This is a genomic window from Paenibacillus sp. EKM206P (assembly GCF_011066155.1).
In the GTDB taxonomy this organism is placed as follows: Bacteria; Bacillota; Bacilli; order Paenibacillales; family Paenibacillaceae; genus Paenibacillus; species Paenibacillus polymyxa_D.
In genome coordinates, this window is record NZ_JAAMNQ010000001.1 from 55,290 (window position 1) to 80,428 (window position 25,139).

At 46.6% G+C, this 25,139-nt stretch carries 24 protein-coding genes, 2 pseudogenes and 1 other annotated feature; of the genes and pseudogenes, 16 read left to right on the top strand and 10 right to left on the bottom strand.

The features are described 5' to 3' along the window. Window positions 1-2: 2 nt before the first annotated feature. Together G9G53_RS00200 and G9G53_RS00205 are read left to right on the top strand one after the other, a co-directional pair. Window positions 3-572 (top strand): annotated as a pseudogene (locus tag G9G53_RS00200) (aldo/keto reductase); the annotation flags it as partial. 14 nt (window positions 573-586) lie between these two features. After that, complete coding sequence (locus tag G9G53_RS00205) at window positions 587-1,132, top strand: mismatch-specific DNA-glycosylase (RefSeq protein ID WP_029516095.1); 546 nt, start codon at window positions 587-589, stop codon at window positions 1,130-1,132. A gap of 81 nt (window positions 1,133-1,213) precedes the next feature. Here the strand turns inward: G9G53_RS00205 and ald are convergent, their stop codons facing one another. Next, a complete protein-coding gene (gene ald, locus G9G53_RS00210; RefSeq protein ID WP_165144467.1) occupies window positions 1,214-2,344 on the bottom strand; it encodes an alanine dehydrogenase in 1,131 nt (376 codons plus the stop codon). Between the two features lie 244 nt (window positions 2,345-2,588). Here ald and G9G53_RS00215 point away from each other — a divergent pair, with 244 nt between their 5' ends. From G9G53_RS00215 to G9G53_RS00245, 7 genes are all read left to right on the top strand, one after another. Continuing rightward, entirely contained in the window at window positions 2,589-4,253 is a 1,665-nt protein-coding gene (locus G9G53_RS00215; protein ID WP_165144470.1) for a PucR family transcriptional regulator, read from the top strand. 101 nt (window positions 4,254-4,354) lie between these two features. Beyond that, window positions 4,355-5,878: a copper amine oxidase N-terminal domain-containing protein gene (locus G9G53_RS00220; RefSeq protein WP_165144473.1), complete on the top strand. Its 1,524-nt coding sequence runs from the start codon at window positions 4,355-4,357 to the stop codon at window positions 5,876-5,878. A 189-nt stretch (window positions 5,879-6,067) separates the two neighbouring features. Then, window positions 6,068-7,378: a galactokinase gene (locus G9G53_RS00225; RefSeq protein WP_029516099.1), complete on the top strand. Its 1,311-nt coding sequence runs from the start codon at window positions 6,068-6,070 to the stop codon at window positions 7,376-7,378. A 116-nt stretch (window positions 7,379-7,494) separates the two neighbouring features. After that, window positions 7,495-8,412: a PD-(D/E)XK nuclease family protein gene (locus G9G53_RS00230; RefSeq protein ID WP_029516100.1), complete on the top strand. Its 918-nt coding sequence runs from the start codon at window positions 7,495-7,497 to the stop codon at window positions 8,410-8,412. A gap of 168 nt (window positions 8,413-8,580) precedes the next feature. Continuing rightward, window positions 8,581-9,240, top strand: a complete 660-nt coding sequence (locus G9G53_RS00235; RefSeq protein WP_029516101.1) for an SGNH/GDSL hydrolase family protein — start codon at window positions 8,581-8,583, stop codon at window positions 9,238-9,240. Window positions 9,241-9,381: 141 nt separating this feature from the next. Then, complete coding sequence (locus tag G9G53_RS00240) at window positions 9,382-10,722, top strand: hemolysin family protein (RefSeq protein ID WP_029516102.1); 1,341 nt, start codon at window positions 9,382-9,384, stop codon at window positions 10,720-10,722. Between the two features lie 263 nt (window positions 10,723-10,985). After that, window positions 10,986-12,257 carry a methyl-accepting chemotaxis protein gene (locus tag G9G53_RS00245; protein WP_029516103.1) on the top strand — a complete coding sequence of 424 codons (1,272 nt, stop codon included), beginning with the start codon at window positions 10,986-10,988 and terminating at the stop codon, window positions 12,255-12,257. 94 nt (window positions 12,258-12,351) lie between these two features. On the opposite strand, the gene G9G53_RS00250 is transcribed toward G9G53_RS00245, so the two are convergent. Beyond that, window positions 12,352-12,564, bottom strand: a complete 213-nt coding sequence (locus G9G53_RS00250; protein ID WP_013309048.1) for a hypothetical protein — start codon at window positions 12,562-12,564, stop codon at window positions 12,352-12,354. 152 nt (window positions 12,565-12,716) lie between these two features. Between G9G53_RS00250 and G9G53_RS00255 the strand changes: the two genes are divergently transcribed. Beyond that, window positions 12,717-13,511: a YwaF family protein gene (locus tag G9G53_RS00255; protein WP_165144476.1), complete on the top strand. Its 795-nt coding sequence runs from the start codon at window positions 12,717-12,719 to the stop codon at window positions 13,509-13,511. 114 nt (window positions 13,512-13,625) lie between these two features. Here G9G53_RS00255 and G9G53_RS00260 read toward each other — a convergent pair whose 3' ends face one another. Next, entirely contained in the window at window positions 13,626-14,417 is a 792-nt protein-coding gene (locus tag G9G53_RS00260; protein ID WP_165144479.1) for an SDR family oxidoreductase, read from the bottom strand. Between the two features lie 186 nt (window positions 14,418-14,603). Between G9G53_RS00260 and G9G53_RS00265 the strand changes: the two genes are divergently transcribed. Together G9G53_RS00265 and G9G53_RS00270 are read left to right on the top strand one after the other, a co-directional pair. Further along, window positions 14,604-16,037 (top strand): N-acyl-D-glucosamine 2-epimerase, encoded by a 1,434-nt coding sequence (locus G9G53_RS00265; protein WP_165144482.1) that lies wholly within the window; start codon window positions 14,604-14,606, stop codon window positions 16,035-16,037. 120 nt (window positions 16,038-16,157) lie between these two features. After that, window positions 16,158-16,829, top strand: a complete 672-nt coding sequence (locus G9G53_RS00270) for an MgtC/SapB family protein (protein ID WP_165144485.1) — start codon at window positions 16,158-16,160, stop codon at window positions 16,827-16,829. Window positions 16,830-17,055: 226 nt separating this feature from the next. On the opposite strand, the gene G9G53_RS00275 is transcribed toward G9G53_RS00270, so the two are convergent. Together G9G53_RS00275 and G9G53_RS00280 are read right to left on the bottom strand one after the other, a co-directional pair. Continuing rightward, the gene (locus G9G53_RS00275; RefSeq protein WP_029516108.1) at window positions 17,056-17,733 is read right to left on the bottom strand and encodes a peptidylprolyl isomerase; all 678 of its coding nucleotides are present in this window, start codon (window positions 17,731-17,733) and stop codon (window positions 17,056-17,058) included. A gap of 330 nt (window positions 17,734-18,063) precedes the next feature. Continuing rightward, window positions 18,064-18,321, bottom strand: a complete 258-nt coding sequence (locus G9G53_RS00280) for a YqkE family protein (RefSeq protein ID WP_029516109.1) — start codon at window positions 18,319-18,321, stop codon at window positions 18,064-18,066. A 131-nt stretch (window positions 18,322-18,452) separates the two neighbouring features. Between G9G53_RS00280 and G9G53_RS00285 the strand changes: the two genes are divergently transcribed. Both G9G53_RS00285 and G9G53_RS00290 read left to right on the top strand, forming a co-directional pair. Then, window positions 18,453-19,685, top strand: a complete 1,233-nt coding sequence (locus G9G53_RS00285) for an MFS transporter (RefSeq protein WP_165144488.1) — start codon at window positions 18,453-18,455, stop codon at window positions 19,683-19,685. 150 nt (window positions 19,686-19,835) lie between these two features. Further along, the gene (locus G9G53_RS00290) at window positions 19,836-20,015 is read left to right on the top strand and encodes an aspartyl-phosphate phosphatase Spo0E family protein (RefSeq protein WP_025723205.1); all 180 of its coding nucleotides are present in this window, start codon (window positions 19,836-19,838) and stop codon (window positions 20,013-20,015) included. A 117-nt stretch (window positions 20,016-20,132) separates the two neighbouring features. Here the strand turns inward: G9G53_RS00290 and G9G53_RS00295 are convergent, their stop codons facing one another. Then, window positions 20,133-21,035, bottom strand: a complete 903-nt coding sequence (locus tag G9G53_RS00295; protein ID WP_165144491.1) for a DMT family transporter — start codon at window positions 21,033-21,035, stop codon at window positions 20,133-20,135. Between the two features lie 154 nt (window positions 21,036-21,189). Here G9G53_RS00295 and G9G53_RS00300 point away from each other — a divergent pair, with 154 nt between their 5' ends. After that, on the top strand, window positions 21,190-22,050 hold the full coding sequence (locus G9G53_RS00300; protein ID WP_165144494.1) for a TrmB family transcriptional regulator: 861 nt from the start codon (window positions 21,190-21,192) through the stop codon (window positions 22,048-22,050). Between the two features lie 86 nt (window positions 22,051-22,136). Here the strand turns inward: G9G53_RS00300 and G9G53_RS26785 are convergent. The 4 genes and pseudogenes from G9G53_RS26785 to G9G53_RS00315 form a co-directional block, all read right to left on the bottom strand. Then, window positions 22,137-22,304: pseudogene (locus G9G53_RS26785) on the bottom strand (hypothetical protein); the annotation flags it as partial. 239 nt (window positions 22,305-22,543) lie between these two features. Then, on the bottom strand, window positions 22,544-23,626 hold the full coding sequence (locus tag G9G53_RS00305) for a bifunctional 3-deoxy-7-phosphoheptulonate synthase/chorismate mutase (protein ID WP_029516113.1): 1,083 nt from the start codon (window positions 23,624-23,626) through the stop codon (window positions 22,544-22,546). An 88-nt stretch (window positions 23,627-23,714) separates the two neighbouring features. Next, window positions 23,715-23,985: a binding site (T-box leader), on the bottom strand. Between the two features lie 101 nt (window positions 23,986-24,086). Continuing rightward, entirely contained in the window at window positions 24,087-24,266 is a 180-nt protein-coding gene (locus tag G9G53_RS00310) for a hypothetical protein (protein WP_029516114.1), read from the bottom strand. Window positions 24,267-24,356: 90 nt separating this feature from the next. After that, window positions 24,357-24,617 carry a hypothetical protein gene (locus G9G53_RS00315; protein WP_165144497.1) on the bottom strand — a complete coding sequence of 87 codons (261 nt, stop codon included), beginning with the start codon at window positions 24,615-24,617 and terminating at the stop codon, window positions 24,357-24,359. Window positions 24,618-24,800: 183 nt separating this feature from the next. Here G9G53_RS00315 and G9G53_RS00320 point away from each other — a divergent pair, with 183 nt between their 5' ends. Further along, window positions 24,801-25,088: a hypothetical protein gene (locus G9G53_RS00320; protein WP_165144500.1), complete on the top strand. Its 288-nt coding sequence runs from the start codon at window positions 24,801-24,803 to the stop codon at window positions 25,086-25,088. Window positions 25,089-25,139: the final 51 nt, after the last annotated feature.

The window sequence follows — 25,139 nt, forward strand, 5'->3', positions numbered from 1 at the left end:
GGGAATGCAGCTTAACCCGCATGGGAACGGATTACATGGATATGTATTTGTTGCATTGGCGAGGGAATATTCCACTGGAAGAGACAATAGAAGGTATGGAAAAACTGCGTGAGCAGGGCAAAATCCGCAGCTGGGGAGTGTCCAATCTGGACAAGTCCGACATGGAGGAGCTATGGAGCCTGAGTGGAGGCGAAGCCTGCGCTGTCAATCAAGTGCTGTATCACGCGGCTTCGCGGGGCATCGAATATGATCTGCTACCTTGGAGCCGTGCGAATGGAGTGCCTGTGATGGCCTATTGCCCGATTGCCCAAGGTGGTCGCCTGCGACGGGGCCTGCTGGAGCATCCTGTTATGGTAGACATTGCTGCCAGCCACGGGGTAACTCCATCGCAAATTGCGCTTGCGTGGGTCATACGAGACGGTGATGTCTGGGCCATTCCGAAGGCGGTACAGGAATCGCATGTACGAGAAAATGCAGCGGCAGCAAGTATTCGGCTCACCCCTGAACAACTTCAACAAATAGACGAAGCTTTTCCTCCGCCGACGCGGAAGCAGCCGCTGGATATGGTTTGAGGAAGGAGGAGCCCATGACAGAGCGAGAGACAGAACTGCATGAGGTAGATGATCATCTGGATTATGGATTATCCGTTGTATTCATCGGCTTTAATCCCAGCCTGAAATCAGGCGAGGTAGGACATCATTATGCGAATCCGCGCAACCGCTTTTGGCGCATACTTGAGGGAGCAGGCTTGACACCTCGCTTGTACAATCCATCGGAAGATCGGGAGCTGCTGAAGCTGGGCTTCGGTTTTACGAACATTGTTTCCCGTCCCACGAGGGGAATGGAGGACATTGCACGCGAGGAATACGCCGAAGGACGTCTGAAGCTATACGAGAAGCTAAAGGAATACCGCCCGAAGGTTGCTTGCTTTGTCGGCAAAGGCGTGTACACCGAATACAGTAAAAGATCCAAAGTAGATTGGGGATTTCAGCCTGAACCGCTAATTCCTGAGATGCATGAATTTGTGGCACCTTCGTCTAGCGGACTGGTGCGCATGTCGCTGGAAGAAATCACAGATATTTATCGCCGTCTTCAAACGTTCCTTTCGTCAGAAATATCTGAAATGCAGTAAGTACGGTGAATATAGCTAGTACAAAAAGAACCACACGCTTCGGTTCCTGCTGGGAAGAGCGTGTGGTTCTTTGAGCTGTTTCTATTGTAAGGCTTTCGCCTGCCATGCCTGTTCCACGGGAACATAAGGATATCCCAGATCACGTGCGACCGCTTCGTAGGTAATATGTCCATTCAGGACATTGGTGCCACTAAGCAGTGGTTTGCTTCTGCGAAGCGCCTCCTGCACACCCAAATCTGTGAGCTGGAGAGCAAAGGGGAGCGTCGCGTTCGTCAGGGCCAGCGTCGAGGTTTGCGGTACCGCGCCCGGCATGTTTGCTACCGCATAGTGAATGACGCCATGCTTCACATAGGTAGGCTGATCGTGTGTGGTGATATGGTCAATCGTCTCGACAATGCCGCCTTGGTCGATGGCGACATCCACAATCACAGAACCGGGCTGCATCGTCTGTACCATGGCTTCCGTTACGAGCCGCGGAGCTTTGGCACCAGTGATTAGGACAGCGCCGATCAGCAAATCACTTTGCGCCACGGCTTCAGCAATGTTGGACGGGGTGGACACTAGCGTATGGAGCTGATTGCCAAAAATATCATCCAGTTGGCGCAGTCTTGGCAGGCTTAGGTCGATTAGTGTCACATCTGCCCCGAGACCGATGGCGACCTTGGCAGCATTAGTACCGACCACCCCTCCGCCAATAATGGTCACTTTACCGCGTTTGACCCCCGGCACACCTGCCAGCAGGATACCTTTGCCACCCTTTGGTTTTTCCAGCAGCTGTGCTCCAATTTGTACAGCCATTCGACCGGCAACCTCACTCATCGGAGTAAGCAGCGGGAGGCTGCCCTCAACATCTAGTGTCTCATAGGAAATAGCGGCTACACCGTTGTCTGTTAAAGCGCGGGCCAGTGCTGGCTCGGCGGCCAAATGCAGATAGGTGAATAAAATCAATCCTGGTCGGAAATATCCGTATTCAGAGGGGAGCGGCTCTTTTACCTTGATGATCAGATCCGCCTGAGACCACACGTCCGCAGCTTGCTGCACAAGAGTCGCACCCGCAGTGGCATAATCTCCATCCGTAAAGCCGCTTTCAACACCTGCGTGGCTTTCCACAAACACATGATGTCCGTGTTGGATCATTTGAGCTGCACCTGCGGGCGTTAGAGCGACACGATTCTCATTGTTTTTAATCTCTTTCGGAACCCCAATTTTCATTTCATTCACCTCTCCTAAAAATAATGGTTAAGAAAATTACACTATCATTTTTATGCAGCCTGCTGATTAGTTACATGGACTCAAGCCGATAAATGCAATTCATGTTAGATTAGGTACAGTTTACAAGGGGTGAAGCTCCTTGACATCATACATTTTGTCGGATTATCTGACTTAAAGGCTCGACTTTTTGATGAATATATGTCATGTAAAATGACATAAAGACATATACATAAGGAGAATGCCGATGAACGGTAAAAAAACATTTACCATTGCGGATGTGCTGGAACGTCCCGTTTTCCGGCGGGCGAAGCTGGCGGCGGGGGAACAGGGCGTACATCGCCGTGTGGGTTGGGTCCATGTGCTAGAAATCACAAATGTCTCTCCGTTTGTGAGCCGTCATGACTTGATTTTGACGACCGGCCTGTGGCTTACCCGGAAGGGGGAAGAGCGCGCCGAGTATATGGAGCAACTGATCCGCTCGGAAGCTGCGGGATTGTGTGTGGAGCTGGGCACGAGCATTCATGAAATCCCTTCTGAAATTCTGGAGTTGGCGGAACGACATCACTTCCCGGTCATCGTATTTGAGCAGCCAGTACGTTTTGTTGAAATTACACAAGATATTCATTCCCTACTTATTAACCGACATCATGAACTCCTAAAAGATCTGGAACGATTTTCACGTCAACTTCAGCAGGAAACCCTGCGCAGTACTGATATGAGCGCCCTCTTGCGTGTGCTCCATGACTATGCAGCCCGGCAGGTCATGTACATGTCTTCCATTGATACCAATCGATTCGTACCTTCCGTCCAGCCGGATCTAGCGGACCGTATTGCAGATTTTTATGCCCATGAAGTGGAATCTAGTATGACCGCCGATCGGGAGGGGCATCTGCTGTTTCACCTGAATGAATCCACTGCCGTGTTGTTCCAGCCCGTTGTATGCTTCGGTCAGGTGTTTTCCGCAGTAGGTTTGGTGCTGCATGGTGAAATGCCGACAGAAGAAATGTCGCTGCTGCTCGATTACACGGCCAAGGCAGCCGCTACATTGGTGCTGAGAACACAGTTTCTTGAAGACCGATTGCTGCGTAATCAAAATGAATTGATTCAGGATGTGCTGAGCGGGCAGCTTCCCAGTGAAGAACAGGCCCAGACCCGAATGGGCCTGCGATTGTTATCGAAGGGACAGTATTTATTTTGGGCAGGGGTCATTGAGGTGGAACATCAGGACAAAGATGCCAGTCAGGTACGCAAGGAGTCCATCAATCAGGATGTGCTAGTGCTACTTCGTTCATTGTTGAAAAAAGAAACGTTGCACAATCTGTTGATGATGAAGGGGAGTCAGTGTTACATCCTTTGTGCCAAGGAGGAATTAACACTACGTTCCGCAGCGCAAATGAAAAAAGTGCTTGCCCATACAGTTCAATATATTCAGAACTATGCCGCAGGACAGCTTGATAAGGTGCGCATTCATGCAGGCTTTGGTAAGGTAAGGCATCGCATGACGGGGACGGATCGCAGTTTTGAAGAGGCATATGAGGTCATTGAAGTGGCACGAAGCGTCCCAGTCATGAAGGATCGGTTATTTTACGACAGCATCGGAATCTATCAGTTGTTGAAGGCGGTGCCCCGCATTCCTTTTCTACAAGAGTTCGTAGAGGACCATTTGGGTGGGCTGATTGCGCATGATCGTGAGCACCATATGCAGCTTTTGGATACACTGGATGCCTACTTTCAATCCCATGGTTCCAAGCGTGATACCGCCGGAATTTTGTACATTCACAGACAGACCCTTTATAATCGGCTGGATAAAATTAATGAAATCATAGAGGGAAATCTGGCAGACCCTGACAAACGTCGTTGCCTGGAAATGGCACTACTGGCTTACCGGATGCTGCAGGCTGAAAATTGATCCTAAATAACTAGTTCTATTTTCCATTCTACTCATTTACAATGCGTGTTAACACTGAGATAATAGAAGAGATTACGGAAATATCTTGAAAGGGGATTAATATGAATATAAAAAAATGGATTGCCGTCCCTCTTATTCTGTTAATGGTAGCTTTGACAGGTTGCCAGGCAGTAGGCGGATTTGATGTAAGTAAAAATTTATTGGGAACACTTGATGTGAAATCCCAGCAGACAACGGAGAAAATCTCTCTTAAATTGACTCCCAAAGAAGGAATCACGCAAGGAGATAAGGAAATCGTAGATTTGATTAATTCGATTTCCGTCACTGTGGATGAAGCCAAAGTACAATCGGAGGAACTTGCTTCTGCCAAAGGTACATTGCACATCGATAAGTATAATTTGCCGTTTGAACTTGCTTTAGACCGCCAAGGTTTGGCTATTCAACTGGAAGGTGCCAAAAAACCTTATTACATATCTCTGAACTCGCAAGAGAGTTTGAGCGGTCTGCCTGCTGGATTTGATCCATATGTATATTCCAAAGACGTGAGAGAACTGACGAAAACAGCCGCTGCACTTATGCTCAAGCATGCGCCTAACCCTTCGACCATTTCTGCAACGTCTGTAACCGAGGAAGTATACGGTGAAAAAGACAAAGTGAAACTGACCCATCTGCATGCTGAACTTCGTGGTGATGAGCTGGTAACATTGGTAAAACCGTTCCTGGCGAATCTGGCCAAGGACGAAGCAGGCTTGAAAGAGCTGATCGGGCAAGCCATTGATATGACGAAGACGATTGCTTCCGGCATGAATATTGAAGATAGTGATAAAGTAACAGCGGAACTGAGTGCTAACAAAGAAAAAATGGTCAATGAGGCTTATACCGAAGTTAAAAAATATTTGGATCTAGCTGTTGATCAATATGATGTAGGCGTTAGCACCATGTATGCACAGTCCCCTGAAATCAAAACGGTCCTGAGTGCTAACACGGTTCTGAAAAGCGACATGTATTTTGATGAAAAAGGAAATGTTCGCAAAGCGGCAACAGACCTGACGGTTGCTTTGCCAGATGTGGATGGTCTTCCGGTGAAGTCCTTCACAATTCTGACCGAAACTCAATCTTGGAACGTCAATGGTAGTGTGACGGCTGATAAAGTGGATATTTCTAACGGTGTTATTGACTTGAATAAACAAGCTGAATTAACTCCGGGAGCGACGCTGCGCAATTTTGAAGCGAATTCTCCGATCTACAACATTTTAAAAAATGATTTGGAAATTACAAAAGTAGAAACAACTTTCGATCCTAAAGACGATTACTACGTCTTGGAGAATCGTGGTGGTACTGCCTTTATTCCATTGCGTGAACTGACGAGCGAACTGAACTCCGAGTTAAAATGGGATGCAGCTGCCAAACAGACTACTGTAATTGATGATATTACAGGTAAGACGATTAAGCTGAAAAGTGGCTCTAAACAAGCTGTATTGGAAGGAAGCACATTGACGTTGCCACAAGCTCCATATACGGATGAATATGGCACATTGTATGTTCCTTTCAAATCAGTTGCCGAGGCGCTTGGCGCCACAGTAACTCGTAATAATGATGGGGAATATGTACTGAAACGCGACTAAAAAGAAATTCAAGGAACCAGCCCAATTAGGGGCTGGTTCTTTTTTAGTTATATTGGTAAAATGCTCAGTAAAGCGATTAAAATAAGCGCTTACAGATTTGAAAAGTGCCATACTTTCATACAGGGAAAATTGAGATAATGATAGTATCATTCGAGCCTAGGAAAACACATACAATTAGGGGGATATACGATGAAAGATATGGAACTATTGAATTCCAGAGAGGGACAAATAGTGCTTGCCCGAATGTACGGTCAACAGCAAATCTCTGAGCAAACGACTCGATATGAATCACTTATACAGGCGTATCGGGAGCATTTTGGTGTAGGGGATATTGAACTGTTTAGTGCTCCGGGGCGCTGCGAAATTGGTGGAAATCATACAGACCACAATCACGGGAAGGTGCTGGCAGGCAGTATTACACTTGATACCATCGCTGTAGCTTCTAAAGTGGAGGAGTCTGTAATTACATTCTTTTCTGAAGGCTACAAGACGAAGTACGTCATCGATTTAACTGACTTGTCGCCAAAACCGGAGGATGACAGTACGATGCTGCTGGTCCGTGGTATTGCCGCTGGTCTACTTGAATTCGGATACCGTATCGGGGGATTCCAAGCTTATATATCAAGTAATGTATTCTCTGCTTCAGGTTTAAGCTCTTCCGCTTCTTTTGAAATGCTGATATGTACGATATTAAATCATTTTTATAACGAGGGAGCGTTAGATGCTGTTGCTAAATCCAAAATTGGTCAGTATGCAGAAAATGGCTATTGGAACAAGCCGTCGGGGCTGCTCGATCAGATGGCTTGTGCGTATGGCGGCTTGATTTCCATTGACTTTGAAAATCCCAAGGAACCGATCATAAATCCTGTTCATTGGAATTTTGAACAAAACGGATATTCCCTCGTTATTGTAAATACAGGTGGAAATCATGCCGATTTAACGGACGATTACGCGGCAGTGCCCAACGAAATGCGTGCAGTGGCACAATCTTTAGGCGCAACGGTTTGCCGTGACTTATTGCCGGAGGATCTATATGCCAACCTCAAGATGGTCAGGGAAAAAGCAGGAGACCGTGCAGTGCTGCGGGCGTTGCATTTTTTTGAAGAAAATAGACGTGTGGATGAACAGGTGAAATCACTGGAGGAAGGGCGCTTTACTGATTTCCTGAGGCTCGTTACTGAATCTGGTAATTCCTCATGGAAATGGCTCCAAAACGTATATAGAAGTGGGATTGCGCGGGAACAAGACGTATCGGTTGCACTGGCTTTAACCGAAATGTATTTAAAGTCAATAGATAACAGCGCATGCAGAGTACATGGTGGTGGCTTTGCTGGTGTCATCTTGACGATTCTTCCGAATGATCATGTGGATGATTATAAGGAGTGGATCAGCGGCATGCTGGGAACTCCGGTACTTGTTGTCAACGTCCGTGAGGACGGTGCCGTTAATGTTAGTAATTTGATCAATGTTGAACGGACTCATTGCGAGTCTACAAACTAGTCAGTCAGTAGAAGACTTTAACCCATGGGTTAAGGTCTTCGTCCTTTTTATCGCCGATACAGCTTGGGTTTGCGTTATAATAAAGAGATGATAGTTTTAATGAAGGAGGGCCTGTCATGGCTATATACCCGTCCTGGTCCTATTCGCAATCGAGGGCTCAAACGTTCGATGAATGCTTACGCAAATACTATTATCATTATTACGGCTCGCATAATGGCTGGAATTCGGCACAGGGCACTGAAGAGCAAGTTACATTGTATCGGCTCAAGCAACTGAGCAACTTATATATTTTATTCGGGAATATTACGCATCAAATGTGTGAATCCGTCATACGTGGATGGATGGAAAAAGGGGCTATCCCGCGCACAGCATACCTTGAGACAGCGATGAAGAACATGTTGAATAACAGCTACAAGGAATCGCTACACCGTGAGCTATGGCTACAAGATCCGAAAAATCGCGTCATGCTGGCGGAGGTTTATTACGACGACGAGGTGCTTCCAGAACGGATCGCCCTTATTAAGGAGCGGCAGCACGCGGTGATACACAATTTGTACCGTACTGCGGTTTGGCGTGAACTGCAACAGGGAAAGGCCCGAATTGTAGAAGTGGAGAAGTGGGATACGATGCTCCTTCATGAGACGAAGGTGTATGTCAAAATGGATTTGCTCTACCGTAGAGACAATGGAGACATGGTCATCGTGGATTGGAAAACAGGCAAGGAAGGCGATTTTTCCGACCAACTTTTTTTGTATGCTTCCTACGTGCAGGAGCACTATCAGCTTCCTTTGGAGAAGATTGAGGTACGTGTGGAGTATTTGATGACAGGAGAGCATGAGGTATATCGTCCCGCGCAAGAAGATATCGACAAAGTGGTTGGTAATGTAGGACGATACATCGATGAAATGAAGTCCTGTCTCGATGACGATTACTATAACCGCCCCAAGTCCGAGTCTTTCTTCACTCCGATGCCTTCACGCAGAGCGTGCGGAGGCTGTAATTTTCGTGAGGTGTGTAAGTACCGAGCGGTGTGAAATGACTTGATCGCCTTTGCCACCGGATTCCTACCCTAATTAAAGCTAGTGAATCCGGCCATATGGCAAATCTATAATTCTTCTATATTTTGAAACCGCTTTATAATTTAGATGACGCGAGGTATGATAAGGGTATTATTGGAAAATGTGAAGGAGGAAGTTAGGAAGATGACGAGTACAGAACACGCACGTATTCTATTTCAGGGAGATTCTATAACAGACGGAGGAAGGGGACGAAATGAGGATGCGAACCATTGGCTGGGTCAGAGTTATGTGTATCTGATCGCAGGTGCATTGGGGAGCCGTTTGACGACCACACAGCCAGAATTTGTGAACCGGGGAATCTCGGGGGATCGAGTTTCGGATTTGTATGCACGCTGGAATGAGGACATGTTTAGCCTGAAGCCAGACCTGCTCAGCATTCTAATCGGAGTGAACGACGCCTGGCGGATCGTCGAGCAGGAGCCGTCCGGGGTGACGGACCGATTTGAACGAGCCTATCGCCACCTTCTGGAAGAAACGCGTGAAGTGATGCCTGATCTGGGACTCGTGCTGTGCGAGCCGTTTATTTTGAAAACAGGAGCTACCGAAGCGCGATGGAACATTTGGCAAGAAAAAATAACGGGGTATCAGCGTATTGTACGTCAGCTAGCGGACGAATTTGGTGCTGTATTTGTGCCGCTCCAGAGCATGTTGAACGAAGCCGCTACCCAGGCGGACGCCTCCTATTGGCTGCATGACGGGGTTCATCCGACAGCGGTTGGGCATCAGTTGATAGCTAATCAATGGATAGATATCGTGCAAAAGAGTCCGCTGGCGATTCGCTAACAGGGTCATACATAGTCTACTCCTTGTCATTTTTGGGTAATACACGATTATGGACATCATTACTTATGTTATGGTTCCATCCAAAAATGAATGTCAAAGGGGGTGCTTCTTGCTTCATCATGAACGGAGCAAGAGAGGGCTATGGAAACGATAAATATCATTCTGGTTATATTACTTATCGCATTAACTGCTTTTTTTGTGGCCTCGGAGTATTCCATTATTCGTGTGCGGGTATCTCGCATCAATCAATTGGCCTCTGAAGGCAACAAAAATGCGAAAGCTGTTAAAAACATTTTGTCTCGGCTGGACGAGTATTTATCTGCTTGTCAGCTCGGAACGACATTAACCTCAATGGCGCTAGGCTGGCTAGGGGAATCTACTGTTGAACATCTGCTACACCCCCTGTTTGTGCTGGCTCATATTCCGCCAGGCCTGACGGGAGTGCTCTCCTTTTTGCTGGCTTTTCTGATCTTGACCTATTTTGAGGTGGTCATTGGGGAGCTGGTACCGAAAACATTCGCCATACAGATTGCGGAACCGATGGCATTGTTTTTTGCCCGTCCGATCACGATATTTTATAAAATGACCTATCCTCTGAATTGGGTTCTTAGTCGTTCATCGCGTGTCATTACAGGTCTCTTTGGGCTCAAAAAAGTATCTGAAGAAGATGCAGCACTTAGTGAAGCTGAGCTTCGTTTGGCATTATCTGAAGGTTTTCGTAGTGGTGAAATTACACCGACAGAATATCGATATCTGAACAATGTATTTGATTTTGACGACCGTGCAGCGCAGGAAATTATGGTACCGCGCATCCACATCCGCTCCATCTCCCACCAGGCAACAGTGGCCGAGTTTATGGAGCTGATCGAGGACAAAGTTTATAATTTTCTACCTGTAGCTGAACATGGCGACCGGGATCGTATTATCGGGATGATTCGCGTTAAGGAAGCCCTGCATGATTTGGCACGTGGGCACAGCACAGGGAATACGACGATGGCTTCTTATATTCATCCGGTGCTTCAGGTTATCGAGACGGTTCAGGCTCGGGATCTGCTGATTCAGATGCAAAAACGGCGCATTCCAGTAGCGGTGCTGGTGGACGAATATGGTGGAACATCTGGACTTGTCACACTGGAGGATATTATGGAGGAGATTGTTGGAGACATTCCTTCCTATACCGACACCGAAACCCCCGCAGCGTTAACTCCACTCATTACAAAAACAGATGATCATCGTTACATACTCAAATCACAGGCGCTCATTCATGAGGTCAATCGGCGCTTGGAGACGGATATTGAGGCCGGGGACGTATATACGATTGGTGGATGGATGCTTTCAGAGCGTTTTGATATCCAGCAAGGAGACAAGCTGACCATCGGTTTATGGGAGTTTACTGTACTGGAAAAAAACAGTCACCAAATAGACACAATTGAAGCGATGAAGAAAGCAGTCGTTGAACAGAAAAATGACAATGATTTTTAATAATGGAAAATGGCTTTGTCGAGTAACAGCTTGCTTAAGATGTGACGAATAGCCTGTAAAGCTTGTGGCAACGCAATTTGTCCATCTTAAGATGCAAGCTGCTACCTGGTAACATATTGTTTTTTGTAATTAGGATAGGGGACTTAAGACTCTGTATCTTTATGCTCATAAATATATCTGTCTGTGAAAAATTCTACTAGAAATGTAGCAATTTTATGGTAAAATGGAATCAAATTTGAGTTTTTTGGGGTGGGCTACAGTACATGAAGATGTCACTAGGTACGAAAATGGTTACTGCATTTGTCTCAATTTCTGCAATAACCTATGGAACAAGCGCTTTTTTTATTTTTGTACTCAAGGACTGGCTTGCTCAAGGTACACAAGAATGGGTGTACACTTCGATCATTCTGTTATTGGGTGTCCTGTGGAGTGGCATTTTGGGCTGGTTGATCTCAAAATTACTCACGCGGCCCATTGTTAGGTTGGCGAAGGCGGCAGAGGAAGCTTCGGCGGGGAACCTGTCTGTTGTGATTCCTGAACGTCGCTCGGAGGATGAAATCAAAGTTCTGTATGATGCATTTCGGCACATGATGCTGAACATTAAAGATATGTTCAATGAGATCTCGTACAGCACCAGAACCACTTCGCAAAGTGCGGAAAATCTGAGCTTGGCTATTGTACAGGCTACCACACAAATTGAGTCCATGTCTTCGGTGGTAGAAGATATTTTGAATGGCGTGGAGCAGCAAAAGCAAGCATCTGCCCAATCGATTAAAACAGCAGACCGAATGCTGGGCGATTTTAAAATGATGCGTAGCAAATCGGGACATATGCTGGAACTGTCAGGCCATATGGAGCATTCAGTAGATTCGACGCAGACCGTATTTTCATCCCTGATGGATGGAATGGGAGAGCTGACAGCATCACATGGTCGTTCGCAGCAGGTAATTGCACGACTGGAAAAAGAAGCTTCCCAAATTGAAGCGATTACAAGCACCGTGAAGGATATTGCTGAACAAACCCATTTGCTGGCGTTGAATGCTTCTATAGAAGCGGCGCGTGCGGGAGAAGAAGGGAACGGGTTTGCGGTAGTGGCTCACCAAATTCGCGCACTTGCCGCCCAAAGTACGGAGTCTGTGCAGCAAATAAATGCCATCGTTAGCCGTGTGCAGTCACAAATCGTAGAGACAGTGCAGTTGATGCATCAGCAAACGTCATTGGTCAGTGCCGAGGCGGAACGGACAAGCTCTGTGGATCAGACGCTGAACCATTTGAACGCTATTGTACGTGAATTTGTCGAGAGCATCCGTTTAATGGAAGAGGCCGTAACGGAGCAGACGAATCGGGTAGATCAAACCTTTGAGCAGATCCATCGTATTCAACAAATGTCTGGGGCCTTCTCAGAAGGGGCTCACAAAATTTATACAGCTGCTCATGAGGAGACAGCAATTATGCAGGAAATTTCGTCTTCTTCCGAGGATTTGAAAGTGCTTACGAATAAACTCATGATGAAAACACGTGGAATGCAACTATAATCAGAAATCGTCATGTGAGGCATGATATATACGAACAAAATGTAGCCGCTATACACCGGAAAACGCAGCAAAATGGTTTCCCGGTGTGTAGCGGCTATTTTTTAATTTCAAAAAACTCACATTGTTTTCTAGGGTGGTAAGCCAGATCACTGACGCTGGATTGCACGACGATGGTTTGATCGTCGAAACGGATTATGATTCCGCCAGAGCCAATCAATTGGTCATCCTGAAATACTCGGACACGAAGATGACGTTCCAGTGCCTCATTGAAATCCTGATCTGTAATTAATCGGCGATTAATGGCCATGAGGGTTCTCCTTTGAATATAATATCTTTTATCATAAAGGTAAGGTATTGAACAAGCAAGAAACGCGGCTAGAACATAATTGGCTATTGGGTATAAAATAGAATGCAATGAAGCGAGAAAGAGATCGAGAAAGAGATCAAAGGGGGCTAGCTATGGATAGGTCGTGGTCAGGGCCTTGGTTTGATGCCAACGCGCCAGAAGGGTTCGAGGCTTTTTCTCCGTCACATGGGTTGGCTGTATTGGGACTCATTGTTTGCGCTTTGCTGCTGTGGCTGACTAGGGGATGGATTCGGTCGAACAAGCCTGTAAGTGAGGGAATTCGCTGGTTGTTAATTACAGTCCTCATTCTGTCAGAGGTGACTCTGAATATTTGGTATGTGATGCAGCATATTTGGGATGTCCAGACTTCATTGCCATTAGAACTGTGTAGTGTGACACTGCTGTTGTCTATCCTGATGCTCATTTTTCGAAGCCGCTGGTTATATCCGATCATCCTTTTTGCCGGAATTGGAGGGGCGCTCCAAGCAGTACTCACGCCTAATTTGGCATATGCCTTTCCACATTATCGTTTTATCCATTTTTTCGTAGCTCATAGTGCTATTATTTTGGCAGCCTTGTATATGACCTGGATAGAAGGACTCAAACCGACATGGAAGAGTGTGGGAGGAGCTATGCTTTTTCTGAATGGCTTGGCGCTGATGGTGTGGATCGTAGACGATGCTCTCGGTGCTAACTATATGTTTCTAGCCGGAAAGCCGTCGACACCGTCGATATTGGATGTTTTGGGGCCATATCCTCTGTACATTTTGGCAGAAGAAGCCATTGCACTGCTGTTCTTTTCGCTTCTGATGCTGTTGTTCGAGGTGCTCCCGGGAGGCAGGCTGTATGTCCGCTTTCGCAAAGGAGCTGTGCATGGTGCTGATAGGTCGACATCAAAGCCGTTGTAAAGCCATATGAAAGCAGCCTTCTCCACAAGTATCTGACCAAGGATAAGGCTGCTAAGAATGCTAAGAATGCCTAAACAATAGTACGCCTGGGGATAACGTTCTCCATTCTAATACTTAACGCAGTAGTGATTCTGCTCCGTCTACATAAATTTCCGTACCCGATACATGAGATGACTCGTCTGAGGCGAGAAACAGGACCAGATTGGCAACCTGCTCTGGTTCACCAGGGGCATCCTCTAGCGGATGCTCTCCGCCCTTCGGAAATTCGACTGGAATTTGTACCTTCTTCAAGTCTTCCGAAGGGTATGTGTTATTGTCAATTTGCGTGTCGATGGCTCCCGGGCATATCGCGTTGACCCGAATTTTGTAACGTGCCAGCTCCAGCGCTGCCATTTTCATAAACGCAACCTGAGCTGCCTTGGTGGAGGCGTAGGCTGAGAATCCAATACCCGAAAAGGTTCGATTACCGTTGATGGAGCTGGTAATGATAATGCTGCCGCCGCGTTCTTTCAGGTAAGGAACGGCATATTTAACAGTAGCAAAGGTGCCGCGAAGATTAATGTTCATCGTGCGGTCCCATTCCTCTAGCTCCAGTGTCTCGATAGGGGCCATGGTGCCGTTAATGCCTGCGTTGGCGAACACGATATCCAACTTTCCGTACGTTTCCACGACTTTAGCGAACCCCTGCTGAATCATATCTGGCTTGGAAATATCACATTCCAGCACAAGTGCTTCACCGCCAGCCTGCTCAATAATTGCTTGGGTCTCCTCTGCATGCTTGGGTGTCCGATCCAGCATGACCACCTTGGCGCCTTGTTCTGCAAAACGGATCGCGGTCGCCTTGCCGATTCCTGAACCTCCACCACTGACCACTGCTATCTTTCCTTGCAATCTCTGCTCTGCCATTGACTATTCCTCCCATTCCGTTCATAAACTAAACCTGACTCGTTATTCCATACCTCTGTACGTTGATGGTGAAACAGTCACCGCTGGATTTCACCCCATTTGCGAAATATGGTAACATAGGGAACCAGCAGGAACTTATAGCAGGAACACGTATCGGGGAAGACCGGGTGACGGAGGTGGATCGAATTGAGCTATAACGCAAATGACCAACCCGAATCGACAGACGCTATAGCACTGACCGGAAAAGTGAAACCGTGGGCACTGAGCGGCCCCAGTATTCAAATCGATCCGTTGTTTCCCTATTACGCGAACCGTTCGCGGGACAGTATAGCAGATGAGATCGCCCTTGCGGGCTACCAGACCGTTCATTATTTTGTCGTGCGTGAAAATGAAGTGGATGGAGCGCTTGTTGCTGCTTTTCAACGCAGAGGCATAGCGGTGTGGGCGATGGTGCTAGGCAACGGTTCTTTTGGCGTGTCCCAGCTGCCGCCGGAGTGGAAAGGATGGCGCATGGAGCTGCTGCGCGAACCGAACGACGGGTTTCAGCGGCTTTCGCATTTTGCCCAGGAGTATGTGGAATGGAAAAAGAAAGCTGCTGCCCGGCTCGTCACCGACATTCCGTTCGACGGGTTCGAGGTGGCGGAGCCTTATTTCCCCGAATGGAACGGGCTGCGCAGTGGAGTGTACGGGGATATTGGGCCACATGCACAGCGCGCCTTTCGCGAGCGTAGCGGTGAGGACATTCCGGATTTTCGCGACAAGCATGCGCGGAATTATTACCGGAAGGTTCCGAAGCTGTACGCGCAGTGGGTTGATCTGCGTGTGGACGCCGTGAATGGCCTGATCAGCGAGCTGGTAAACGGTGCGGGTGGTGTGCGAGATGTCCGACCGGACATCTGTGTGGCGACATGGTCGCTTGCTGTGAGCGGACGCGGCGATGTCCCCGGCCAGCTACGGGAATGGCAGGGTCTTGACGCGGTAGCCATGATCGGGTGCGTAGCCCCGGATATGCACGTGCTCCAGACCCATTGGCCGGACTGGATGCGTCGCCGTCTGCCGCCGCAGTATACCCACGGCTACGCCCGCATCGCGCAGTCGATACGGGCCGCTTATCCGGGTCTGCCCCTCGGGGTGCAGGCGGATATCGGTTCTCTCGCGCGTATGGTTCGGGACCGTGAGTGGACGCGGCGGTTTGGCGCTGCCGCCTTGGAGGGCGGGTACGACGCCTGGACCGCCTATGAATACCATTTGGGTGGTTACATGTACGATGAGCCGCCCAAACCGCTTAAGGCGGAACGATCAGCTGAAGATGAGGTGGTTATTTCTTTCAGCAAGCGGATTGCTACACCGTCTGTAGATGAGCTGCGTATATGGAGCCGGGAGGACAGAGCAGGTACAACACGTGACCTGAGCCGCCACCTAAGGAAGGATTCACTAACGTTGTTGGAGCTTGTGGATGCCGTAGCAGACGGAAACCGTCTATTGCTGCGTATACGCAATTTACCAGCGGGGGCGTTCAGCTTGCGCCTTGATGGTGTACAGGATACACCGGAGTTGTGGCTGTTTAAGGGGAGAAAGGTACATCGCAATCTGCCAGAGCATGAAGTGAAGATACCTTAAAATTTGGGTAATAACAAAATAACAGCTGTATAAACGGCTCATTTGCCGTAGCATTATTGAGTTGTATATATTAAGGCAACATCTTTTCAAAACATAAATAAATAGTGGAGTGAAAAAAGTATGTGGGATTGGGATTATCTGATTCGGGTCATGTTCGCTGGCTTGTGCGGTGCGTTAATCGGCTATGAACGGAAGAGTCGGATGAAGGAGGCAGGCATTCGCACGCATTTCATTGTCGGTATTGGCGCAGCGCTCATGATGGTGGTATCCAAATATGGGTTTCAGGATCAAGCCGTCTGGTCTAACCTGTCGCTGGACCCTTCCAGAATAGCAGCGCAGGTTATAAGTGGAGTCGGCTTTATCGGCGCAGGGATGATTTTCACACAAAAAAATAGAATCAAAGGATTGACCACAGCCGCAGGCATCTGGACTACCGCCGGAATCGGTATAGCCGTAGGTGCAGGAATGTATGGGCTTGGTGCAGGTGTGACGTTGTTTATTTTAGCGGCTCAGTCCTTGCTCCATAGTCGGTTTTATCAGATGGCTACCCCGTCTACGCGACAAGTGGTTGTTCAGGTCGACAATGAACCGGGCGTACTGAATCGGATCAAAGAACTGTTGGAGCACAAGAAGCTGACCATTCACAGTTTTCACGCCGAGCGCATCAATAACGGTGAACAGTTGGTTATTCATATGCTTCTAAAGCTGTCCCGGTCAGAAGGAGTGGAGGAATTGCTGTCACTGCTGCAAGAGATGGAAGGTATTCGTTCAGTCGAGACCAAGTCCAATTAGACGAATTTACTGCTCATACAGTAGTTTTTTTGTCGAACGCTGGCGGCTCTTATAACGGAAAAAAACTTTAAAAATAATGATTGAAAACGCTTCCTTTTGTGTATATACTCTTACTACATCATAGAGGCAGCAGCTTAGAGAGCATCAAGGGATAAGCAAAAACGACCTCATGCGTATGCACAAGGTCGTTGCTGTTATCCCGTTTTGAAAGAGTGATTTGAATGTCTTACTTTACTTTGACTGGAGCTGGATATTTTTTACCTAGCGTATCCACAGTTACTTTTTTCATCGTAGCCGGTTGGATCGGTTTGTCATTGCTATCCCGTTTGGAATTGACGATAGCATCGACCACGTCCAGCCCGGACGTTACTTTACCGAAAGCGGCATATTGACCGTCGAGGTAGTCCGCATCGGCAACCATGATGAAAAATTGCGATCCGGCCGAATCCAGATCCGCTGAGCGGGCCATGGATAATACGCCACGTGTATGTTTGAGTGTATTGTTAACACCATTGCTCTTGAATTCGCCTTTAATACTGTAGCCGGGGCCACCTGTACCGTTACCTTGCGGATCACCACCCTGAATCATAAAGCCTGGGATCACACGGTGGAAAATGGTGCCGTTATAGGCTCCCTTTTGTACCAAAGAAATGAAATTGTTAACCGTGTTCGGTGCTACTTCCGGATACAGCTCAAGCTTAATTTTCTTGCCATCATTCATGACAATCGTGACAATCGGATGGGAAACAGCCTTGTTCTTGTCTTTAGTCGCAGCAGGAGTTGAAGTGCTTGTCCGGCTGGCAGCTTCCACATCGGCCGCTTTTGTACCGCATCCAGCAACCAGCACGAGCATGATGGCCAGTAGGCACAGCGTGTACCATGGGCGTATCGTTTTTCGGTTCATTGATATTCCTCCTGAAAGGTTGGATGGTGTAACATCCTAATTTAAAGTTTGGGGGCAGCGCAGAACACTTTTCCATTTTCTATCATACCTTTTTTGCTGGGGATAAGGAAATACGGGTTTGAAAGCCGTATTCTTGACCCATACTGCTGCTATTCCCAAGGAAAGGGGCAGGATCATGATGGAGGTAGACAAAAAGCTGGCAAAAGGTCTCATATGGGGTATGGCGTTCAGTCTGCCGGTTTGGGTAGGGGTGCTGTACTCAGTACAACATATTCGTGACTGGCTATAACATAAAGCGTAAAGATAGGCCAAAACCGTTATGGTTTTGGCTTATTTGTATTTGTGCCAGTCCAAATTGCTGTTATTCAGCAGATGCTCAAAGTTGTTATCTAGCTTCTTCTGTTCAGCTTTTTTTGCTTCGACGGCACGCTGCCGTTCGTCTTCTTTACGCTTGTCCTGTTCTGCTTGGGCTTCATTGGCTTGAGCCTTAAGCTTATTCAGCACATCCTGACTCAACAGATCCTTTAACGTAGCAGGTTTGTCCTGAGGCGCAGGAGCAGGGGAAGACGAATTTCTTTTCTTAGCCATGTCATCATCTCCATTCCATTCGATTATATCAGCTTCTTCACGGTTGTTCCACGATGGAAGGATGAGGGGGGCGGTAGACTTTTCTAATTGAGGGGGTAATAATGGAATGAGCAGAAGGGACGTGTGGCATCATGCATCTATATTGGAAGCGAAACCTGGTCATTTTGTGGATTGGCGTGTTGTTTTGCAGCATGGCCTATTCCGTGTCTATTCCGTTTTTACCTATTTTTCTGAATACGGAAATGGGTGTAAATGATCATCTGGAACTGTGGTCAGGGATTGCCTTTGGAGTTACTTTTTTAGCCAGCGCGCTGATTGCCCCATTTTGGGGTTCGCTTGCAGATAAGTATGGACGTAAGCCGATGCTGATTCGTTCAGGCTTTAGCCTGGCGGTGTTATACCTGATATGTGCTTTTGTGACAGATCCATATGTGTTCGTAGGAGTACGATTGTTTCAAGGCCTTCTATCCGGGTTTATTCCTGCTGCGATTGCGCTGGTCGGAACGGGTTCGCCTGAGGAGAAAACCGGCTATGCACTCGGTATTATGGCGACCGCTGGGGCGACAGGCAGCATTATAGGTCCGTTGATTGGGGGTGTGGTGAGCCATTATTATGGCAATCGGAATGCCTTTTTTTTCTCTGCGGCTCTTGTACTGGTATCTGCGTTAATTGCGACCTTTGGTGCTAGAGAGGACAGCTTCAAGGGAACCAGTACCCGCTCGCATGTTCGTGATGATATCAAGGAGGCTATTGCTAATCGGCCTTTGTGCTTTTTGCTTATTCTGGCGGGATTAAGTACCTTTTCCGTCATGATATTGGAACCGTTAATTACGGTATATGTGCTTGAAATGGGAGTTGACCGTAGCCGGGCGTCTTTAAGTTCCGGGATTGTATTCTCAGCCGTAGGGATTGCGGCGGTGCTGATGGCTCCCCGATGGGGACGGATTGGAGGACGGACCGGATTTGCACACGTGTTGCTGATTGGGCTGATCGGTTCGGGAATCGGGAATATCTTACAATTTTTTATAACCAACTTTGTTGGTTTTGGTGCGCTTCGGTTTGGATATGGATTGTTTTATGCGTCCGTCATGCCTGCTATCAACGCGATGACTGTGGAGGTCACCAAGCCGGAGTTTCGCGGACGAGCCTTTAGCTTGAGCCAATCAGCCACTCAACTCGCGACAATGGCAGGGCCGTTGATTGGCGGCATGCTTGGTAGCTGGATGCCGATCCGCTGGATCTTTGTGTTAAACGGTGGCATATTGCTGCTTGCAGCGTTGTTGCTATGGGCCAAGGGAAAAAACGTTTTTCCGGTTTCAGCCAAGAAGAACGTCACGGATCAGGATATTCATTCTGCCGGATAGGCGAATGACAGCAGATTGTCTAATGGCATAAGCTTAAGGCTCCTAGAGCAGGTCTTTTTTTGCACGATTAGATAATTATCCCAAACCTTTACTTTTAGTATACTTATTCATAACCCTCTACACTGATAATATGACAAGGAGGGATATATTATGATAAGAGACGACATTTTGCGTCAACAGCTTGAGAAAGCTCGTCAAAAGCTGTATATTTTGCAAGCAAAACATGGTTTTAATCATGCCAGTGTGCTCAGACAGTCTGTAATTATGGATAACCTCATCAATCAATATAACCACCTTTTTTATATAAAAGAAAAAAAGCCGACGGCATAAATGCAACCGACTGGGCGAGAAACTTTTGGTGAGGTCACTCGCCCTTGTATTGTAGCGCTGATATTTATAACAACGATGCTTGTCTTAACCTTTATAACAAGTGCGCAATCTATCATATTAGGTACGGTTTGTTTGATGTGCACTCAGTAAAACACCGATAATAACGACCAAACCGCCAATGATTTGGCGCCATGTAATCGTTTCTTGCAAAAGCAACACAGAAAATAAGACTCCAAATATCGGAACTAAATTCATTAGAGAAACGGAACTACTTGGTGACAGCTTAATTAATCCGTAATTGTAAAGCAAAAATGCGATAACGGAGCAGAATACTCCCAGATATACTAACAACATAAACGATCCTGTTGTCGGAACCTGCCAACGATCCTTTTCTAATAGAGCCAACGGTATGAAAAAGATACTCCCTGCAACGGTTTGATAAAAAGATAACGTCACGGGTGGATATTTGTCCACAACCTTACGCGTCATGAAAATGTAAAACGCCCACGCAAAACCCGTCCCGATTAATATTAAATTTCCGATGAGTTGATTCTTACTATCCGAACTTTCGCCAACTGAAGTCAAGAAATATACCCCGATCATGGCCAGTGCTATGCCGCAAATTTTATATTTGGATATTTTTACTTTATACAAAATAAGCTCAAGCAGCGACGTAATTGCGGGATATGATGCAACAATCAATGCTGCGTTGGAAGCGGTAGTCAGGCTAACCCCTATATTCTCCATTGAAAAATAGAGAGTGATCCCCAAAACACCACTAAACGAAATCGTAGCCAAATCTTTTGGCTTTACTTTGACATGTTCTTTTTTAATCAGCAAAACGATACCTAGCACTACGGAAGCTATAATAAATCTGGATAGACCCAAGGTAAGAGGGGGGAACGTCGTGTAGGCTGCTTTGGTGGCAATAAACGATGTACTCCAGATCAATAGGGCCAGAATCGTAGAACCATAGTAAATCCTGTTGCTTTCGCTGTGATGAGCTATGACTTTGTTCAAGTTAAATCCTCCCTGAGGTAATCCCCTGTGAAATACAATAGTTGCTACTATAGTGACTACTATAAAAACGTTACTAAAAAGATAGTGTGTATATCAGTTTTTGTCAAGGGGAAGTGATATAGTAAGGATGAACACGAATTGAGGAGAAGACGTCATGAAACCAAAACCAAATATATTAGAAATTCTACGGGATTTGAATTTTAGTGAATATGAAGCCAAGGCTTATGTGACCTTATTGGAAAGCTCTCCACTTTCGGGATACGCCGTTTCATTGAATTCCGGGGTACCGAGATCCAAAATTTACGAGGTTTTGTCTGGAATGGTTAACCGTGGGGATATCATGGTCAGTCAAGAAAATACGCCTCTGTATGTGCCGCTTCCGCCGCATGAATTGATTGCCCAGAGAAAACGCAAAGCAGAGCAGATTTTCAATGTGGCGCAAGAGAGTTTGGAGCAGTACACAGCATCATTTCAAAATAGAGAGAATATTTGGAATATCTCAGGGTATGAAGCCATTATCAATCGCATAAATGAAGGGGTAAAGGGAGCAAAACACCGAATTTTATTGGAAATTTGGAAAGAGGATGCCGAGGTGTTCCGAGATGCCTTAGAGCAAGTCGCTCAACAAGGAATTGAAGTGATCATTGTAGCGTATGGGGAGCTTAACTTTGATTTCGCTACTGTTTACCGCCATGATATGAGTGAGGAGATTACGTCTGAAATTGGTGGTCGGTGGATTGTACTTAGCGTAGACGACCGGGAGGTCGTAGCTGGCATACTTTCACTTGGTGATGACAGTCGCGCGGCATGGACGTTGCATCCGGGGCTGGTGATGCCGATTACTGAAGTGATTATTCATGATATTTATATCATGGAAATCCTATATGAGTTCCGTGAACAATTAGAAGAGAAATTCGGCCCTAATCTAATCCATCTCCGCAATAAATTTGCTATGGGTCCGAATGGCAAAGGATATTATATTCCTTTGACTGAAAAAAGCATGAAACGTGTATAGAGATTGTCTGAGGTCCGATGTGCAAAAATAAACAGGCCCATGGAGTGTTATTCCATGAGCCTAATTTTATTGGATGTTGTGTTCTATTATTTTACGGTTACAATCACACGTTGATAATGCTTTAAAGGATGTTTTCCATTGTCCTGTACTTCTGCAATGATATGAAGCGTATTCCCTGACTTAGCATCTGCGGGAACTGTGAAACTAACTGCATTCGTATCACTACCTTGCAAGTCAATCGTGTTTACTTTCTCTCATTTTTGTTCCCCACTCTGAACGCTCCTATGATGTTTTTTAGGATTATGACCATGTAAGTATTCTTTTTATTCAAGATTTAGGCATAAAAAAAACCTAAACATATATATGTCTCAACAATAGTTGAGCATATATACATTTAGGTTTTGCCTGCATGATCAGTCACAATCCTGATCCGATTTTACATCAATGTCCGAGAAAATGAAAGCGGTTTACAAGTCCCAGCATAAAATTAGTTTTACGCTTTGAATAAACCGGATTCTTTGACTTCAGATAGGAAGTTGTGGAACTCAGGAATGTTCAGCTGTTGCTGAGCATCGGACAAAGCGACTGCCGGGTTCGGATGGACCTCCACCATGATACCGTCGGCTCCAGCAGCCAGGGCAGCTTTGGCGCAAGGGGCCAGGATGTCCTTACGGCCTGTCGAGTGAGTCACGTCCACCAATACAGGCAGATGACTTTCCTTTTTCAAAATCGGAACAGCGGAAATATCCAGCGTGTTACGCGTCCATTTTTCGTACGTACGGATACCGCGTTCAATCAGCATGACTTGCGTGTTACCACGGGAAACGATGTATTCAGCAGCATGAAGGAACTCTTCCATTGTTGCAGCCAGTCCGCGTTTGAGCAGAACCGGAGTTCTTGTTTCACCCGCAGCTTTGAGCAATTCAAAGTTGTGCATGTTACGCGCACCAATTTGAATAATGTCGATGTATTGGATCGCTTCCTCCAAATGTCTTGGATCGACGATTTCACTGATTGTAGCCAGTCCGAACTCATCACCTACACGTTTGAGAATTTGCAGTCCTTCCACGCCCAGTCCTTGGAAATCGTACGGAGACGTACGTGGTTTAAACGCGCCACCACGAAGAATCGGCACACCGGCTTCCTTGAGAGCCGCACCTACTTCACGAGTTTGCTGGTAGCTTTCCACCGAGCATGGACCTGCGACCATGATGGAGGCTTTGCCGCCTACCAGCGTATCTTTAACCTTAATAATTGTGCTATCTGGTTGATTTTTGCGGCTGACGATCAGATGTTTTTTGTGTTCTTCTTTTTGATAGTTCAAAGAAGCCTTGAAAATATTTTTGAACAGTTGGCGAATCGTAGCATCGTCAAAAGGCCCACGGTTAGCCGCGATCAGCTTGTCCAGCATTTGTTGCTCACGTACCGGATCAAAGTCAGGTACCCCTTGAGCTTCCTTCAATTTTCCAAGTTGTCCGGCCAGTTCAGCGCGTTGGGACAGCAGCTCCAGCAATTGCAAATTTGTAGCATCGAGTTGTTCACGCAGCAGCTCCAAAGAATTTTCATTTGTAGACATACAGTACTACACCCTTCCCGAATTTAATTTGTTTTTTCTGTCAGTCCATGGACTTTTTTGCAGAAAATAACACAAAAAGGCACTCGCCGCAAGGGACGAATGCCGTGGTACCACCCTAATTACAGAAGTATACATACGAATCGTCAACGTCGTTCAGTCGACAGCAGTAACTTCTGAGCTTGATGCCCGTAACGGGGGCTTCCGGAAACCTCTACTCGGACAAAGGAATGAATCCTTCTGTCGGTTCAAGGCTCGACTCGGGAGTGAATTTCAACGCGGGATTGCGGTACGCTCTCAGCAATTCGTACCTTTCTGTGGGAATCCGTTAGACGTTTACTTGTCTCCGTCGATGTCTTTGTTCATGGTATTCAAAAGATTTGACCTTATTTTAAACAAAGTAGGTACAGAAGGCAAGCCCTGATTATCAGGTTCAAGTTTTTTCCCTTGAATTGCTGCCCTTTTATTTTCCTTGATCCCTGGGTTCGGGATTCGCAGATGCAACTCCTCGTGGGTTATCTTCGGTCGAGGTATCGTCCGTATTCGTCTTGTCCGCAGTCCTACGGTCGTCTGCTTCCACAGGATTCAAGGCTTTGTAGCGCTTATACTCCATATCGGCTTGAGACATCGGGTCTTTATACATAGGAGATCAGTCAACTCCTTTCGGTTATACACTTCATTACCCGCATAGCAGAATGGGTAACCGTTTTCTTTCACCCGATAAAATGAGTGGTTAATCCAGTATATCGTCGCTGTCCAGTTGCTCTTCTTCGTCCCCATCGGTACCATTCAGCAAATCGGTACCATGCAGGAATTCGGCAGGAGCAGAAGGATCAACGGGACTGTTCGGTGTCAGTTCATCGGCATCTGGGACGTCTTCCAGAGGAGTATCCGGACCCTCGGTTAGATTCTCCCAGTTGGTTTCTGCATTTTGCAGAGAAGGCTCAAAATCATTGTCATGTAGCTCAGTAGTTCGATCGTCACGATTTGCCATGTTGCTCAGCTCCTTTACTTTTTGTTGCTTATTCCGACCTTACCCAAACAGCGGAACGGCTAAACCTTCAGTTAGTGTGTCTGTAGGAAGTTAAAATCATGCGAATAGGGAGATGCCCATTCTCAATTAGCGTTTTTTTGGTAACTGCTGTGATATGATAAAGAAGATAGGGAGGGATATGAATTGGAATGGTACATGTTTGGTCCGATGATTAGTCGTATCCGCGTAGGACAAAAGGCATCTACCCCGGGATTTTCCCGCACCCTCATTAGGCGCCCGGAAGGCTTATACTGGACAGATGGCGGACAGGCCGGAAAAATAGTAGAAATACGCGATTATTTATTTTCCGATATTTGGACGATCTATGAAGATGAAGATTGTGAACCATGGTTGGGGATTAGAGAGCAGAAAGAGCGGCGCGAACAGGAAATGATCATTAATCAATATGAAGATTTTACAAAAAATGAGTAAAAAGAACATGATATCCTTCTTGTGAAGAAGGTATGCACATCATCGTATAGA